Genomic DNA, 16,804 nt, shown 5'->3' with positions numbered 1-16,804 from the left:
TTTCAATGTCCATCCAGCTTGGTTTTATCAAGCAGCTCCTGCTGAGACCGTTCTCTCAAAAGATTCGAAGATAGCTCTGTCCGTGAGTCGATCACGAGAAAATTGCCTAACTGCTGCATACCTATCCTCTCTTTTGAGCGGATCTAAGAGATTTTTGAAGACTTCGCTCCATCCTTTCTCGAACGCATCGGCACTCGGCCAGCGCAGAACGCGATAGCTTGCAGGATCGGACAGCTTTCGATCACCTGCAAAATCCCCAAAAGAAGGAAGCACTTCGTCCATTTCTATTTCCGTTCGCAATCGGTAATCACTTGGCACCTCCACCAAGGGCTCGCGCTCTGCTACCACAGGCACCCCTAGGGCAATCGCCTCCAATGCTTTCCATGGAAACACGGCATGGGGAAAGGTGTTCAGAACCAGCGCATCCGACCGCAGGATTCTAAGAAGAAAACTCCCAAAAGAAAGATTGGGGAAAACCCACTGGCCATCCTCGATTTCATGGTTGCCGCGGCTGACTAGTCTTACGGTAGAGCCTGCTGCAGCTCTCGTGGAGAGCACTGCAGCAAACTCATGACGAATCCAATAATGCATCCTCCGTGGCTCGAGCTCTTCTCCGGGTAAAGGTCGCGAATCCTTGTCTCTTGCAAGATTCTCATACACACCGACGATGTGGCAGACAGTCCCAGACCGACGAAATCGTTTCCGCATCCCGGTGAGATCCAGCAACCGTCTGATTTGGTGACACCGTGGTAGCCCCGGTGCCAGGAACGTGTAGGGTTGGAGTTTTTTCCCCGGATCCGCCCACCCGTTTTCAACGATAACCCTTTCAGCGATACCCCTATGCAAATTCGCCTTCAGGTAAAGGTCTGCTTCTCGCAGAGCAACCGGATCAAATTGAAAGACATGGTCACTCATGTCCACAAAGACCCTCACCCCTTGGTAGGTGATCCAAGCGCCTTCGTGCCTACCCCTCGAATCCGATGCCTGCGGAAAGGGTCGGTCCTCATCAACGTGCACTCGGCCACCCTCCTTTTTCAGGGCCCTGAAAAGCGTCCGAAAGAAGCCAGCCTCACTGAGGTGCCGTCTTTCATGCAAGATCACCATCTACCAACCGACCGATCTATGAAGTCCCCCAGTTCCTGCTTGAGATATCGTCCATCCCCCCATTGCTCCACCCACGCTCGACTTTTCTTTCCCATCTCTTTACGCTCTTCGCGGTTCAGCTCACGGAGTCTTTTCATCGCCGATTCAAAGCTTCCAAGATTCTCCGGGTCGTAGGTCAGAAACGGAAACGGCTCTGCATGGGACATTCGGGTTAAAGCCCCGGTGCGGGCGACCAATGTTGGAACTCCAGCAGCAAGTGATTGAATGAGAAAAGTCGTCCCCGCCGTGTACAAGTTCCGCTTTACGGGAATTACAACGCTGCTCGCACCTTCAAGCCGCAGGAAAACCTCTTGCAGGGGAATGTCCTCTTCGATGATCCAAGACCGAGGCACCGACGGCAGGCGGGAAACCAGCTCTCGGCTGACGATACACCGAACCGGTAAGGTCGGATTGCGTTCGCTCCATCGCTTCAATAACTCAACGTCTCTTTGAGCATCGGCTCCAACCATATGGTATTCACTAAAAGATGGGACCACCGTGCGAAATTTTGGGAAATATCGATAATCAAAACCATAGGGAAGAGACCTTACTAGATCCTCCGGCAAGCCAAGCCGGCTTAGTAGGAAATCTCTCTCATCTTCAGAGAAAACGACAACAGACTCGGCCTTTCGAAAGAGCCTAGCCAACCTACGGCAACGCGAAGATCCTGCGTCACTTCGGTAGGCTTCCAAACCCACCGAGACGAGAAACACAGGCGGATTCAAAACACCTATCCACTTCAGAAGCAAAAGAGGTATGCCGACATTGTTGCTTGTGGCAACGACCCCCGCAGCCCGACGCAATGTTGCCAAATGGGTCAACACGATCTGCGGATTTGAAGAATAGCCCGTCCACCACCTACTTAGCCTCCGCATGAGACCAGCCAGCACCCGGATAGAAAAGTGACTTGCTTGGCCGAACAAAGCCTCGACAGCCTTCCCATCCTCGGAGAACTCGGGATAACCAAACAGAGAAAACCCAGCTGGACCCTTCGTTACCAAAGCTTCTTCCCGGAGCGTTGTTTCCTTGAAAAGAAACACTACGGCATCCTGTTTCTTTGTAGAATCTCTCAAGTGAATTTAACCCAGTAGGGTTTATTAGCCCCTAACGCTGCTGGCTTTTGGCGTACGGCGGATCTATCTGATCTAAGCATCAGCCTGCAGAGGTAGCTCTTCCTTCTGCAAACGAAACGACCCATCCTCGATCCTCTCTCGATCTCCTACGCGGTAGTTGGCAAGTTTGCCCGGAGACGCAACAGGAAGACCAAAAATACGACGCAGATATCTAGAAATTCGAACTGACCAACGAGCACTTACTTGATCAGCTATGTTAAGCCTTGGCACGAAGTCGTCTGGATCCAGAGAGCTTCTTCTCAGAAAAACGAGGTGCAAACACCGAAAAGGTGACACCGCGAAATCATGATCATCCGATACTGCAAGTCGTTTCTCCGTCTCAACTCCATCTTTGAGGACTCTTTCACCACCGTGTAGACGCTCGAAACATCCTGTCCAGCTTTTCAGTAGCGAAAAATTGTAGAGCTTGTTCATAGCCCTTCCCGGAGGGGCCAAGTACCCATGAAAGGTACTGCCCTCCACTTCATCGACATGCAGAACGTTCCCGCGAATTTGAAAGACTCCTGAGTAACGACCTTCTCGTAGAGAATGAAAGAAAGCCACGGTCCGAACAGGATCATAAATTTCATCTCCATCCACACCGAAAACCCAGTAATCCCTCCCAACATACTCCTCGAGCGGTTCGTGAGAACGGGTAGGATCATCGATTTCCAGAAGTCGTATCTTTGACTCAGCAGCCGCAAGTTCTTGGATGATTCTTTCCGTATTGTCTGTAGAACGATGGTTGAGGATAAGAACCTCGTCGCAACAGGGGAGGATGTTCTCTACCGCACAACGAACAAAAAGATCTTCGTTATGAACCAATACGACCCCAAGAACCTTCATATTCTTGGCGGCTTTTGAGTCCATCCCGGCAAGAGTAAATATAGAGTCGCGGCCAAAGCCTGACGGGAAACCCCAGCGAAACGAAGAGTCTCGCACCAATCGGCCCACCGCTCTGAAAGGGGGCCCCGAAAGCATCGACGACGGCGTAACGAATTGACGACCTTTGCGCGATTGTAGTCGATGAGCGTCTTGACTTCATCTTCCGAGAAAAAGGGGCGGTGTTTACGCGCTAGACGTCCCAGCATATCGATTCGCCTCTTCCAGTTGAAGCCACCTGTCAAACTTGCCCCGTGGACGCGATATTCTAGGATCGGTTTGTCCAAAAGGACTCCGGAATACCCCCCTCCGACGAGCGAAAGGACTAAGTCATAGTCCTCCAAGCCAGGAAACCGTTCGTCAAACCCGACCTCGGCAACTGGCTTCCGACGAAACAGACTAGTCATATCAACGTAATTTCGGAGTTTCAAAAAATCGCGATCAAAGTCCGGAAAGTCAGATAGGCCACCGCGCCCCCCAAAATACTCACGCTGACCATAGACAAAGGCTACCTCGGGAGAATGCTTCTCCAATTCAGCAACCAAATTGGAGATCGCCCCCGGCTTCAAACGGTTATCCGAATCCACATACAACAGGTATTCTCCGAGAGACTCCTCAAGTGCTCGCTGCCGGGTAAAGACCACTCCACGGTTTTCTTCATTGCGCAGGATCTTCACCTCAGGAAAACCCTCAGCCAACGAAATCGACCGGTCGGTCGAACCATCATCAACCAGAAGAATCTCCCGGTCTGCAAAGTCTTGCGAAACCACACTCTTTAAAGCCTCTTGAATGGTATCTTCGCGATTCCAGCAGGTCAGCAGAACCGAAACCTTTGGGTGCGAACGCATGCTCCGCTCAAGATCCTTCCCTACAGCTGATTCCACGCCCGAACGACTCAAGCCCATCGCCATTTCCGGTTGGTTATCCTCTCAAGCCGTTGGTTTGGCTCGTGATAAAACTCTCTTAGCTCTTCTCTGAGCTCCGGATCAAAATCCTCCCCATACTCACCTTTCTTTAGGATGGGCCAATCGCCCCCCTCCCAAGGCGCCAATCCCAAAAAACCGAAAACCGTTTTCATCACCTCTTGAGGGTTCTCAAACATTTCCTCGCTTTCCACGAAGAGCATTTTTGCATGGGTAAACTCCTTCGTCCACTCCACGAGATTGTCGGCGTACAAGCCGCGCAGCAAATAGCGGCCGGGATGATGCTCTAGTCCATTGCACGCTATAAGCAATTCACGAGTATCCGCTCCATTCCACCAACTAAGAGAGGCCTTTATTCTATCCCTGAAAGAACCCTTCTCGACACCCGCTTTCACTAGCATTTGATGATCCGAAAAAGCTCTTTCAACCGGATCCCGGAATAGGAAAATCAACCTCACTTCCGGAACAACTTCCCGAACCGAACGAGCCACTCCGGGTTTGCTTAGATACTCGGGGCTTGCTTCACCGGTAGTAGTTCGCTGGCCTCGCAACACCCGCAAAAACTCTAGGGACCTCAGAGGATAGTACTGCCGGCATTGGAACGGACTTGCTCCGTGGCGCCAGAAGTTGTTCGGCTCCTTCATCGATGCCGCCAAGACTCCCGGATGTTGGCACAGATAATTATACAGTGACGTTGTTCCACATTTCGCTTCTCCCGGAATAATGAAGTCTGGCAACAACCGCAAAGACGCCGTTGCTTGTCGCCACCTCTTGGCCAAATCAGCACTCACACGAATGCGTCAATCTCCGCCTGAACAAGAACCTCCGCCAACCTAATCCCTCGGGTCTCCGCTTTCCACCCGAGTTTCTCTTTCGCCTTCGAGGGATCGCCCACAAGATTACCTGTATCTACTTTCCTGAAAAACCGTTCCGAGACACGAAGAACCTCCTTCCCTGATTCCGCGTCCACTGCTCTCTCTTCCAATCCCTGACCTTCGAAATTCAAATCAATTCCTGCCGCAGAAAAGCAATGGCAGATGAAATCTCTCAGCCGCGTCATCTCTCCAGTGGCCAGAACGAAGTCCTCCGGATTCTCTCTCCCAAGCATTTTCCAGAAAGCTTCGACATATTCGGGCGCGTATCCCCAATCACGAGCAGCATCGAGGTTTCCAACCTCTATTGGAGTGTGATCGCCGGCGTGCCACCTCGCCGCCGCTGATGCAATCTTTCGAGTGACGAAGTTCTCACCCCGTCGCGGCGATTCGTGATTGTAGGCGATTCCAGAAACCACAAACAGTCCGTGCACCCGACGGTAAACGCGACACATCGAGGTCGCAAAGACTTTGGCACAGCCGTAAGGGTTCTCGGGCCGGAATGCTGTCGAAAGATCCTGTGGCACTGTATCCGGGATTCCGAAAACCTCGCTTGACGAGGCATGATAGATGCGGGGGGAAACGGGAAGATCTCTGCAAATTTCGAGAATGGAAAGCGTGGAGACACTGACCTCTTGGAGCGTCGATTCAGGAACTGCAAAGCTCAAGCCAACATGACTTTGGCCGGCAAGATGGTATACTTCGACTGGTGCCACATCTCGGAATATCCTCCTCAAGCTAGTTACATCCTGTAGATCCGCGTAGTGTAGGAACAGCCTCTCCCCGTAGACTTTTGGATCTGCCCGCAAGTGTTCGATACGAGAGCGGTTGAACATGCTTGCCCGGCGAACGATCCCGTGAACCTCGTAACCTTTCGCCAGAAGAAACTCGCCAAGATAAGAGCCGTCTTGTCCGGTAATTCCTGTAATCAGCGCGGTTTTCATGAATCTGAGAAGAGGAGTTTTCGTAGCTCACCTCCAAATCGTTCCCCTGAAAACGAGTCTCGGAACTGTGAGCAAAGATCTTTCTGGCGCCAATCGTGACTCTCTTTGAAACGGCACATCTTACTCCAGGTCACCTCCGCGGGTTCATTTTTCTCCATGAGAATGCCTAGTTCATATCTCTTTACTCGGTCGCCCAAAAGGTATCCCTCTTCTGCGACCACTGGTGTTCCTAGAAGCCCGGCTTTTGTAAGGTTATTTGAGCTCCCTGAAAAATCCTCATAGCCAAGAAAAACCCATGCCGCGTCACGAATTATTGCGTTGTATTCCTCCTCCAACGGGATTTTCCCTTCGAGCAAGAGAAGGTTACTTCTCTCCTCTAGCGCAGTTTCTACGTAACCCCGCTCTGAACCCCGGAGGGTTTCTGGAAGCCACTCCCCCGCCATTACAAAAAGACAGCTTTCTTCCGCATCGGCATTTGCCAGATCTATGAAACGTACGATGCCTTTTTTGGCAGCAAGGCGTCCAATCAGCAGCACGATTGGACGTCCAGTAGCAGCCTCCATCGCTCGGTTGTGCACCTTTCCGGAATCGACGCAGCTCGAAAAAGTCACATCCGGCAACCACGATGCAGTTTTCTGCGGACCGATCCGTTTCTGAAGCTCTTCCACCCGGTACTCATCAAGCGTTGCCAACCGCCTCAACGGACTTCGTCGCAGAACCGAAGACAGCTTCTCTCCTTCCACGCTTTCATTACGAAGAAAATCTGCGGCAACCAGAAGGCCGATCGCAGAGCGGCGAAAACCCCGAAAAAACCAACGAATGTAGAAACTCTCCCAATCGAAAAGACACGGAAAAAACACCGTTGTGTCCCCTGAAAACGATCCTCCAAATACTGATTTCCTCAAAGCTCTTCCCGCAAAGAAAGCACCAGCCTGCCCCTGAATACTACGAGGCAAAGGAAATCGGGTTGAACGCCGTTTGCGAAACTCTCTCCAGAGAACGCCATAGTCAGGACCTTTGTTTAGCCCGGAAAAACACTCTCGGTAAGGAGAACGCACTTCAATTTGGTCGAAGTCGCTACTGGCGGATTCCACAATCAGATTCAAATACAAAGAGTTGTGTCCACCAGCCGACCAATCGGCGAGGACAAGCTGTTTGTTTCCTGAATGACTATGATCAATCATTCTCGTATCGTTTCCCGTTCGGAATTTGAGTTCTCACCGGAAGATCTCTTTCGAGCGAAATGGGCCTCATTGATAAAACTGAACTCCAGTTAGAGCCGACTTTACAATGAAAGACGCCGACCTTCGGTCGAGCTCTAACAAGCTTCGTATCCCAAACGCTTCATAACCGGTTTGAAGCGACTAAAAACTCGATCCGATCTTTTGGCTCCCATTTGATTTCTCCAAGGATCCCGAGCGCCCTCTCTCAAAAAGCTGGCACGTCTGTGATCCCCTTTCTCCTCAAACTCCTTTTTCCGCTTGGAAAATGATTGTCTGTCAATGACCTCTTCGACTCGGTTATCTTCGATCTCCATTTCTAGGTGGCTTGGAACCAGTCGAAGCTGTTCGAAGGGATCATCCAGTAGTTTTTCGTATTGTAAGCATAGAACACCAGAGTCCAAAAAAGACAGCACATGCTCATCCCATGATTTCGTTATTGAGAACCGTGGAGGCGCCTTACCCTTCATCAAAATTCTTTCGAACAGAAACCCCCTAAAGAACCTCTTCTTGAAGAGAAAATCGACGAACTTCCTTCCGTTCCGTGTATAGGCAATACGAGGAAAAAACTCAACAGCCTTGAATTCGAAGTGATCGATTCCTGATAGAAATATGCTGCGCGGATCACGGATAATATAGACCACCCGACTTCGTCGAATTGGCCATCTATCCAACTGGTCTAGATCGAAATGGCTTTTATAACACCCAAATCGCGAATGCCGCGATTCACCTTCGCGGGCGATTTCATGGTAATCGTTTTTCGCCCCTAAAAAATTAACGACGGGACACTCGACCAAGTCTGCGACCATGCGGGTCAACCAAGTGCAACCACTTTTGGGGAACCCCCCCACCACGATTGCTTCCAAATTCCTGACATCTGCCTGCATTATCCAACCAAGATTAAAGGGCATCTCAGATCACCTCGCCAACGGGCGTAGTGTATTTGAGAAATTGGTACCAAAATGTGAGAATCAAGATTCCAAAAAAAGACAGTATCCGCTTCGAATCGACGAAGTTTTATCCCTTTGGCAACTTTAGGGCAGTTCAGCCTGTTAGACTTCTAAGCAGTCTGTTTCGATTACGTAATGCCCTAAGTTCCTTCTTAGCGAAACGCTCAAAAGTCCGTCGCGTTCTCTTGTTTACTAATGCGAATGGAAGAAGGACGTAATAGGCAAATCGACGGCGCCTCCCCGCAGTATTCTCGCACTGAATTAGCACGTTCAAACCACCAAAAAAACAGTGAAGACCATTTCGCAAACCCAACTCTCGACAGACCGTGTAGTAGTCGTCACACCAGATGCTAGCTTTCTCGGGATCCTTAATAAAATTGCCGTCATGGCGTCGATAGTACAACCAAACGCGATCTTCAAAGTGGATGTTTAAATGCCGGGTCGCCCGAAGCCACCAATCGAAGTCTTCGATCTGGAGATCCTCGCGGTAGTAACCGATTCTCTCAAAAACCTCGGTCCTCACCATCTTGCTCCCTGTAACGAAATTTCGCTTCCAGCGGAGGAATGGCCGAAACTCATTTGTCCCGTTTACAAAAGGATTGCCGCCTTCTACATCTCCATAACGCACTTCTCCATTCACTACAATGGACGCACGTCCATGGACAAGGTCTACATCCGGTTTCGCATCCAGCAAGGCCACTTGCTGCTCTAGCCGCGTAGGCGGCCAGAAATCATCTGAAGCACAACCTGTAATATAAACTCCCCGACTCATATGAATCAGTTGGTTGTAAGACTTCGCGATACCCTGATTACTCTGTCTTTTGAAAAAGAACCCGTATTTCTGGCTGAGTGATTCGAGTATATCGGGAGTTCGATCCGAAGATCCATCATCCAAAACGATGAGCTCAAAATCTTGGTAGGTCTGAGTGAAAATGGATAGTATAGCCTGCTCCACGAATTTCTCGTGGTTGTAGGCAGACATCCTAACAGTCACCTTTGGATTTTGCCTGTTTATAATATCCTTCCGTTACAAGGCAGTAGCCCGGCTGTATTCCTTGAAGTCATCTTCAAGAAGCGCCCTCAAATCGTCTAGGAAAACATCACTTGGCTCCGGTGCTACTCGCTTTCTTTTCCCTAACAACGTCAATAGCTTTCCGTAGTAAGGCTTTATCATGTGGCGAAAACGACTAGGAAGCTTATCGTGCAAAGAGACTATAGACGCTCCATTTTGCACTCTCTTGTTGGCAGTTTTGTTAAATTCCATTCGGGATTCACCAATATCAAAAGCGTCCACTTGAAGAAAATTGAAACAATAATCCATCACCTTGGAAGGCTTCTGAGCCAAGTCTTCGGTTCGAATCAGAAGAACATTCTCTTCGCCAAAAATGATCTCAATTAAGGGGACAAAATAGCTATACTTACTCTTTCGAAAGTACCAAGGATAACAACCCCCTCTACTGATCTCTATATCGACAGGAGATCCTGCTTCAACTTTCAAGGCCTTGGGGAGTTTTTCGTTTTCAAAACCAATAGCATACATCCATCGGTAGTGAGACAAGAGTCGCTCCAAAGGGTCTCTTAGAATCAATATAATTCTAGGTCGAATCAGTTCCTTTTTGATTCGGACTAAAGCGGGCTCCCAAGTTGAGTAGCTTGTACTCGATTCACCGAAAAATTTGGAATTTTCATCTGCATGGTCGAATAGTGAATCATGCCAGCTCGCCCCTTTTTCATAAACTGCCTTTAACGAGAAATAATGCGGCTCTTTTCTGGATGACATGCAAATCTCAGGATGCAGATCCAGGTATTTGTGGAGACTACTTGTCGCACACTTAGCAAATCCCGGTACCAACAGATTGCACTTCATTTACTTGCCTAATAATATATTCGACTTCAGAGGAACCCATCGTGGGCCCGATCGGCAGACTCAACACTTCCCGGTGAATGACCTCCGTAATCGGTAGCGAAAACCGGCGTAATTCCGGAAAGGCGTCCTGCTTGTGTGGAGGCACTGGGTAGTGAATTGCGGTTTGAATACCTTTCGCCAACAGTGCCTCCGCCAGCTGGTCTCGCTGAGGATGACGGATAACAAAAAGGTGCCAAACGTGCTTCCCGTAGTCTGCCACATACGGGAGGATGAGCGACCTCAGGTGATTGAAAATACCCAGTTCGCTCTGGTAAGCACACGCTAGAGTCTCCCGCCTTTCGTTGTCTGAGCCAAGGTGACGGAGCTTCACGCGAAGAATAGCCGCTTGAAGCTCATCAAGGCGGCTGTTGAGGCCTTTGTATTTATTGTAATTTCTTTTATGCGATCCGTAGTTCCGGAGCGCTTTTACCGCCCCTGCAAGGTCCGAATCATCGGTCGTAACCGCGCCGCCATCCCCCAGTGCACCCAAGTTCTTCGATGGGTAGAAGCTGAAAGCTCCAGCGTCTCCCAGTGATCCAGCCTTCCGCCCTCGATAGGTCGCTCCTTGCGCCTGAGCAACATCTTCGATGACCTTAAGACCATGCTTTTCGGCTATCGTAATGATCGGATCGATGTCCGCACACTGTCCGTAGAGGTGGACCGCCATGATCGCCCGAGTCCGATCGGTAATCGCTAGCTCGATCAGCGCAGGATCAATGTTGTAGGTGCGCTCATCCGGTTCGACCAGGACGGGGTTCAAGCCGGCTCGGGTGATTGCAAGAATCGACGGGATACAGGTATTCCCTGGAACGATGACCTCATCGCCGGTCTCCATGAATCCAAATTCACAATAGGCCATGAGAATGAGAATGAGCGCATCAAGACCATTGGCTACGCCAAGACAGTGCTTGACTTCGCAATACTCAGCAAATTCTTGCTCAAACAGTTCACCCTCTTGCCCAAGCAGATACCAGCCCGAATCTAGGACGCGGGCAATTGCTGCGTCAATTTCGTCCCGGTACTGTTCGTTGACGGCTTTGAGATCGAGGAACTTTATGCTCTCTGGATCCATCTTAAGAATTCATCATAATCTCTTATGTAATCTTCCTCCTCGTAAGGCTGGTCGGCTAATACCAAAAGAACACAATCCTCTGAAAACGTATGCATGGTATGCCATACGCCGGGCTCAATCAGGATTCCCCGATCACGGCCGTTGAGAGTAACAGTCACCTCGCCGGCACCCTCGTCCAAAGTCGTTTCACAGGACCCTGCAACAGCGACTGCAACTTGGCGTAGAGTTTTGTGGGCGTGATCTCCGCGGCGGGAGCCTCCCGGCGTCCCACACAGGTAGTAGATCCTAGCTATGGGAAAAGGCACACTGACGTTCTCTTCAATCGACACGAGCTGACCACGGGAATCCGTGAACGGAGAGAACTCTACATAGGATACTCTAGGACTCTTTGGATCCATTTCGAACAAGCTCAAAGTGCTTTCTAATTCGAGTTGTAGCCCTGAATCCCTGTCCGAATAACAGTCGCAGGATTACCCACGACGACCGAGTTGGCAGGAACCTCTTTGGTCACAACCGCTCCACCTCCAACGATCGAGTTAGGCCCAACCACGACACCCGGTAAAATCGTCGCGTTGACTCCGATAAAGGCTCCCTCGCCAATCTTGATCTGCCCGCCCAGAACAGCACCTGGACCAAAGCTCACGTAGTCCTCAACTTCGACGTCGTGCCCGATGGAGACACTTCGGTTGATCAAGACATGTTCTCCGAAGTGGGTGTTGGCAGCAACCACCACGCCCGCATTGACACTCAGCCCTGGTCCCCAACGACAGGATCGTGCGATTACTGCAGAAGGGTGTAGCATATCGGCAAAAGCGCGAAATCCATGATCGAGAACCTCGACCTTCAGCCTCTTTCGAAAGTTCGGCGTAATCAGGGGAATCACCACTGGAATGTTACGATCACAGTGGCCCAGGTCACTAATCTGAAAAAGCGGCTCCAGGCCGTCTGGAACTGGTTCTGTCGGCTGATTGTGAATATAGCCGAGTATTTTTCTCTTCGACTGATCAGCAATCTCTGCACAGTCTTTCGTATACGAAGAAGCAACCCCGTAAAAATAAACAGGATTATCTTTCACCATCTTGCATCACTAGATTACGTGCTGGTTGCCCGGCCATAGAATCCTCTCCCCGGCTGCAGATTCAAATGGCCTCTCAACTCGAGGGCTGTCATCACACTTCGGTTGTTGGCCTCTGCAACCACGTGGACTCTTCTGAGCAAATCCGCATTTGTGGCAAGCTTGTTCCGCTTATCATCATACCAGATGTTATCTTCAAGCCCGACACGAACGCCATAACCACTGGCTACTCCGACTGAATTCATCATCAACTGCGCGTCACCGATCCCCGCAAAGCTCCAAAAAGACCCCTCCGGAAGATCCCGCACCATGAGTCCGGCCATGGTGAGATCCGCCTGCGAGCAAGCAATATTTCCGAAGAGAAGATTAAAATAATGCGGTGCCTTCAGAAGCCCTTTCCGAATCAGGTATTTCGAATAGTTGATCATACCGATATCGAAGACCTCTAGCTCTGGTAGAATACCTTTCTCCAGCATCTCGTTAGCCAGGGCTTGAATCATCGATGGTGAATTGACGCTTTCGACCTTATTGAAGTTTAAAGAACTCAGGGTAAGGCTTCCCATATCTGGCTTCTGTTCACCCAGCAATTGCAAGGGTGCAGACCGAGCCTCAAAGGTTTTCACATTTCGCCCACTGAGAGACACACAAATGACCAACTCCTGATCAAACGCACGAATACCTTCAATAATCTCCCCATAAAGTTCGGGCTGATGCGTCGGCTCCCCGTTTGACGCCTCTCTCGCATGCAAGTGGACCATCGATATGCCGATCTGGGAAGCGACGCGAACATCTTCGATAATCTCCTCTACAGAGATCGGCACGTGCGGCGTCATCTCTTTGGTGGGAATCATTCCCGTAGGCGTAAAGTTAATGATTAGGTTCATGTTTGTGAGCTTTGGACAAAACAAGGATAGGCGACACTGTTAAATAGAGATTTTAGAAAAAAAATTCATGACAACTCCCAGTTAAGAATAGGCGCAACAGGACCATCGCGCCGTTTGTGCCAATAGGGCGAGTCACTCAAACCTCCTTGCACTTGGAAACTGAATTCGATGCTGTCTGTCGCGGGATTGACGAGCCAAACCTTTTTGAATAACGAAGCACGAAGCTTAACCAAGTAGATTCCCTCGTTCAGAAAGTGACGCGGAATGCATACTCGAAGAGTCTGCCTCCCAGCACCAATGCGGGTCGGATCTGTCCCCTGGCTATCGGTGTGAGTGGAGCTAAAAACTGTCCGGGCATTTTCGTCTCGCAGCTCAATACCGACAATCAACCTGGGCTCTTCTACAGCTACATCGAACTGTATCTCCACGTAGAGATCCTCGTCTTTACGAACGGCAGACCGAGCCGGCTGCCTGTTCTCATCCAAAAGCGAGAGATTCTTTGGAAAAAAGTAAGCGGATTGGTAACTGCCATCCAAATTCTCCCAGACAGGCACTACCTTCGACTCCGAGGGATCACCCAGAACATGATTTCGAATGACCGTTGAGATACTATCGCTTTGAAAAGTAACTAAGCCTTCGTCGATGATCACTCCCCTGTTGCATAGATTCTCAACGGCATTCATCTGGTGGCTGACAAATAGAACGGTGCGTCCTTCCTTGCTGACCTCTTTCATTTTTCCGAGGCATTTACTCTGAAAATCTGCATCACCTACCGCCAAGACCTCATCGACAACCAGAATATCCGGATCAAGGTGGGCCGCTACGGCGAAAGCTAAACGAACGTGCATCCCGGAGGAGTAGCGCTTCACCGGCGTATCAACGAAATCACTTACACCCGAAAACTCTACAATCTGGTCGAACTTCTTTTTTACCTCTCGACGAGACATTCCGTGTATCGCTCCATTCAGATAAACGTTTTCACCGCCAGTCAGCTCAGGGTGAAATCCGGTTCCAACCTCAAGCAAACAAGAAATCCGTCCTTTGGCCTTAATGCTACCTCGGGTCGGTTTTGTGATCTGAGCCAGTATCTTTAAAAGTGTGGACTTGCCGGCACCATTCTTCCCGATGATCCCCACAATATCACCCTGATTGATTTCGAGATTGATTCCTCGAAGTGCGAAAAAACGCTTTTCCTCGATCCGTGTAACACGCGATTCTCCCAACAAGTCAATTTTTGAGTTTGGATCATCTTTTCCGCGAATACGAGAATACAGAGACTGCAAGTCGCTAACCAGGGTGCCCCCACCGATCGTCCCGAGACGATATTCTTTCCAGATATCTTCGATCAAGATTGAGGCCATTTCAGACGGTATCCATGAAGGTCGCTTCAATCTTGTTAAAAATAAGCGTTCCTGTGAGCAAAAGGACACATGCGAAGGAGAAGGAATAGCCCAACGCCAACCAGGAAAACTCTCCTACCCCCAGAAATCCATGTCGGAACGTTTCAATCACTGCGCTGATTGGGTTCGCTTCAATTATAAACCGATACTTCTCCGGAATCGTTGAAACCGGGTAGATAATAGGCGTTGCATACATCAAGAGTTGTATACCGAAGGAAACCAAATTCGAGAGATCGCGGTATTTCGTTGTAAGTGCGCTGATCACCAAGCCGGAAGCCAGACCAAGCATCCCAAGAATCAGGATCAGGATCGGAAACAGGGCAATAGTTGGGTTGGGATCTACGTCTCCCCTCAAATAGTAGAAGACGTAGAATACCAAAAATAGCCCCACTTGAATCGCCAGGAGGACCAGATTTGAGATGACTACGCTTATCGGAACCAAAAGCCTAGGGAAATAGACTTTCCCAAACAATCGGGCGTTTGCCGTGAAAGTCGTCGAAGTCTTTGTCAGCGACGAGGAAAAGTAAAACCAGAGGGTCACTCCGGACAAGTAGAAGAGCACCTTCGGCAAACCATCCGTCGAAAGGCCAGCAATTGTTCCAAAGACGAATACCATCATTACCGTAGTAAGAATCGGCTGGATCAAGAACCACAAGGGTCCAAGGACAGTTTGTTTGTAAGTCGCTACAAAATCGCGGCGGACGAAAAGATAGAGGAGGTCCCGATAATCAAAAATCTCCCGGACAGGAATAGAAAAAATCCCGCGTTCCGGTGTGATCTCAATGGTCCACTCTTCAGTCGTTTTCTTCATTGTGGTCTTTTAATAAATGGTAAAGCTATGCTGCCGCCCCTGGACAATCACACCGTACAGGCTAGTGAATCCAGTCTGGAGCGATTCGTAGACCGCCAGATTAGTCTGATTCTTCTGAGGTAAATACCTCGTTCAAAAGAGGAAGGACCTTGCGCGCCCGTTCGCTCATGGTTGAGAGACGAACCACCCTCTCTTGAAAAAACTCTCCGTCATCACCATCTTCTAAAGACCGAAGGTATTCCTTCATCCGGTCCGTCCGTCTTTCGGTGTTCTCAATGTACTGCTCCAGCTCGCCCTTGAGGAAAGCACCCACAAAGAGCTGAAAATCCGTCTCTGCCTCGAAATGCTCACGACGTTCCCCCTGGGTATAAACGGGCTTGATCGCCCGAAATACCTTAAGCGTCCGCAACCCCTGGCTGGCAGAACCCAAACTGATCCCCAACGCCTGAGTAAGATCATCCATCGATACCGGACGCGGGCTGGAATAAACAAAGCCGTAAATAGACCCAATCGTTTTCGGCAAACCCATCAACCGAAACAACCGCACCATAAAATCCACCATCTCCAACTGGAGGGATGAGATCGCTGGATCTAACCCAGCTTTTGAAGCGACTTCCTGCACTAATTTCATTTATTTCATTTTTATCTGAAAAAAGTAAACAAAAAAGTCCGATAAAAATACTTGTTTTAACCAGGTTTATTATATTTGACTTGCAGGTAAAACAAAGTGTGAGTTTTCACCTATGAAACGAAGGCGTAGGCGACTGGTAGCACACGGAGTGGGTTATTATCATCTGATGAGCCGGACGGTGAATGGGGAGGCTTTGTTTGGGGAGGTGGAGAAGGAGGTGCTTCGGCGGATGCTGTGGCAGGTAGCGGAGTTTTCGGGGGTGCGGGTGATCACCTATGCTTTGATGAAGAACCACTTCCATTTGCTGGTAGAGGTTCCGGAGAAGCAGGAGATCAGTGATACTGAACTGGTGAGGCGTTACGGGGTGCTCTACCCTCGGGTGACGCCCTGGCAGCCTCTGAGCGCTGGAGCGCTTGAGAGGCTGCTCTCTACTTCCGCAGGGGAGGCTGTGCGTCGTCAGCTGCTGGAACGCATGCATGATGTCTCTTGGCTGATGAAGACATTGAAGCAGCGGTTTACCCTCTGGTACAATCGCACGCACGAGCGCTACGGACCGTTGTGGTCAGACCGGTTCAAGAGCGTTTTGGTTGAGGGAGAGAGATGGGCACTGCGGACGGTAGCGGCCTATATCGACCTCAATGCGGTCCGAGCCGAACTAGTAGAGGATCCTAAGGACTACCGCTTCTGCGGTTACGGGGAAGCGGTTGGAGGAGGCACCCGTGCGCGCGAGGGCCTCTCGGTTCTTGGGGGGGATCTCTCCGGCTACCGACAAACCCTCTACGGAGCAGGTTCAGAGGAGAAAGAGGGGAAGGCTGTCCTGAGCCGAGAGGAAGCCCTGCGGGTGTTGGAGAGGGAGAAGGGTAAACTGCCGCTGACCGTGGTGCTGCGCTGCAGGGTGCGCTACTTCACCGACGGAAGGGTTCTGGGCTCGGAGGCCTTTGTCGCTAGTCAGGCCGCTACGCAGCCGCAGCTCTCAGCG

At 50.2% G+C, this 16,804-nt stretch carries 17 protein-coding genes; 1 reads left to right on the top strand and 16 read right to left on the bottom strand.

Going from position 1 to position 16,804, the window contains the following annotated elements; genetic code table 11:
- Positions 1 to 27 precede the first annotated feature (27 nt).
- The 16 genes from AAGJ81_11705 to AAGJ81_11630 all read right to left on the bottom strand — a co-directional run bounded on the left by AAGJ81_11705 (position 28) and on the right by AAGJ81_11630 (position 15,825).
- Positions 28 to 1,104 (bottom strand): hypothetical protein, encoded by a 1,077-nt coding sequence (locus AAGJ81_11705; protein MEM0966805.1) that lies wholly within the window; start codon positions 1,102 to 1,104, stop codon positions 28 to 30.
- Positions 1,098 to 2,216: a hypothetical protein gene (locus AAGJ81_11700; protein MEM0966804.1), complete on the bottom strand. Its 1,119-nt coding sequence runs from the start codon at positions 2,214 to 2,216 to the stop codon at positions 1,098 to 1,100. Before AAGJ81_11700 ends, AAGJ81_11705 begins: the two co-directional genes overlap by 7 nt.
- A 72-nt stretch (positions 2,217 to 2,288) precedes the next feature.
- Positions 2,289 to 3,101 (bottom strand): glycosyltransferase family 2 protein, encoded by an 813-nt coding sequence (locus AAGJ81_11695; protein MEM0966803.1) that lies wholly within the window; start codon positions 3,099 to 3,101, stop codon positions 2,289 to 2,291.
- The gene (locus tag AAGJ81_11690; GenBank protein MEM0966802.1) at positions 3,098 to 4,021 is read right to left on the bottom strand and encodes a glycosyltransferase family A protein; all 924 of its coding nucleotides are present in this window, start codon (positions 4,019 to 4,021) and stop codon (positions 3,098 to 3,100) included. The genes AAGJ81_11695 and AAGJ81_11690 overlap by 4 nt, the downstream gene beginning before the upstream one ends.
- An 11-nt stretch (positions 4,022 to 4,032) precedes the next feature.
- Positions 4,033 to 4,851 (bottom strand): sulfotransferase domain-containing protein, encoded by an 819-nt coding sequence (locus AAGJ81_11685; GenBank protein MEM0966801.1) that lies wholly within the window; start codon positions 4,849 to 4,851, stop codon positions 4,033 to 4,035.
- A complete protein-coding gene (locus AAGJ81_11680; protein MEM0966800.1) occupies positions 4,848 to 5,876 on the bottom strand; it encodes a GDP-mannose 4,6-dehydratase in 1,029 nt (342 codons plus the stop codon). Before AAGJ81_11680 ends, AAGJ81_11685 begins: the two co-directional genes overlap by 4 nt.
- Positions 5,873 to 7,060, bottom strand: coding sequence for a hypothetical protein (locus tag AAGJ81_11675; GenBank protein ID MEM0966799.1), 1,188 nt, complete (start codon positions 7,058 to 7,060; stop codon positions 5,873 to 5,875). Before AAGJ81_11675 ends, AAGJ81_11680 begins: the two co-directional genes overlap by 4 nt.
- A 1,080-nt stretch (positions 7,061 to 8,140) precedes the next feature.
- Entirely contained in the window at positions 8,141 to 9,040 is a 900-nt protein-coding gene (locus tag AAGJ81_11670; protein MEM0966798.1) for a glycosyltransferase, read from the bottom strand.
- A 33-nt stretch (positions 9,041 to 9,073) separates the two neighbouring features.
- Positions 9,074 to 9,913 (bottom strand): sulfotransferase domain-containing protein, encoded by an 840-nt coding sequence (locus tag AAGJ81_11665; GenBank protein ID MEM0966797.1) that lies wholly within the window; start codon positions 9,911 to 9,913, stop codon positions 9,074 to 9,076.
- The gene (locus AAGJ81_11660) at positions 9,879 to 11,024 is read right to left on the bottom strand and encodes a DegT/DnrJ/EryC1/StrS family aminotransferase (protein ID MEM0966796.1); all 1,146 of its coding nucleotides are present in this window, start codon (positions 11,022 to 11,024) and stop codon (positions 9,879 to 9,881) included. The genes AAGJ81_11665 and AAGJ81_11660 overlap by 35 nt, the downstream gene beginning before the upstream one ends.
- Positions 11,006 to 11,422 (bottom strand): FdtA/QdtA family cupin domain-containing protein, encoded by a 417-nt coding sequence (locus AAGJ81_11655; GenBank protein MEM0966795.1) that lies wholly within the window; start codon positions 11,420 to 11,422, stop codon positions 11,006 to 11,008. Before AAGJ81_11655 ends, AAGJ81_11660 begins: the two co-directional genes overlap by 19 nt.
- Before the next feature lie 23 nt (positions 11,423 to 11,445).
- Complete coding sequence (locus AAGJ81_11650) at positions 11,446 to 12,102, bottom strand: NeuD/PglB/VioB family sugar acetyltransferase (GenBank protein ID MEM0966794.1); 657 nt, start codon at positions 12,100 to 12,102, stop codon at positions 11,446 to 11,448.
- A gap of 14 nt (positions 12,103 to 12,116) precedes the next feature.
- The gene (locus tag AAGJ81_11645; protein ID MEM0966793.1) at positions 12,117 to 12,983 is read right to left on the bottom strand and encodes a 3-keto-5-aminohexanoate cleavage protein; all 867 of its coding nucleotides are present in this window, start codon (positions 12,981 to 12,983) and stop codon (positions 12,117 to 12,119) included.
- Between the two features lie 65 nt (positions 12,984 to 13,048).
- Positions 13,049 to 14,344 (bottom strand): polysaccharide ABC transporter ATP-binding protein, encoded by a 1,296-nt coding sequence (locus tag AAGJ81_11640; GenBank protein MEM0966792.1) that lies wholly within the window; start codon positions 14,342 to 14,344, stop codon positions 13,049 to 13,051.
- 1 nt (position 14,345) lies between these two features.
- Complete coding sequence (locus AAGJ81_11635) at positions 14,346 to 15,194, bottom strand: ABC transporter permease (protein ID MEM0966791.1); 849 nt, start codon at positions 15,192 to 15,194, stop codon at positions 14,346 to 14,348.
- Positions 15,195 to 15,294: 100 nt separating this feature from the next.
- Positions 15,295 to 15,825 (bottom strand): hypothetical protein, encoded by a 531-nt coding sequence (locus AAGJ81_11630; GenBank protein MEM0966790.1) that lies wholly within the window; start codon positions 15,823 to 15,825, stop codon positions 15,295 to 15,297.
- 112 nt (positions 15,826 to 15,937) lie between these two features.
- Between AAGJ81_11630 and AAGJ81_11625 the strand changes: the two genes are divergently transcribed.
- On the top strand, positions 15,938 to 16,804 hold an 867-nt coding region (locus tag AAGJ81_11625; protein ID MEM0966789.1), incomplete at its 3' end, for a transposase.

The sequence above is a fragment of the Verrucomicrobiota bacterium genome (assembly GCA_038744685.1).
Classification (GTDB): domain Bacteria; phylum Verrucomicrobiota; class Verrucomicrobiia; order Opitutales; family Puniceicoccaceae; genus Puniceicoccus.
This window is presented reverse-complemented; position numbering and strand designations above follow the sequence as displayed.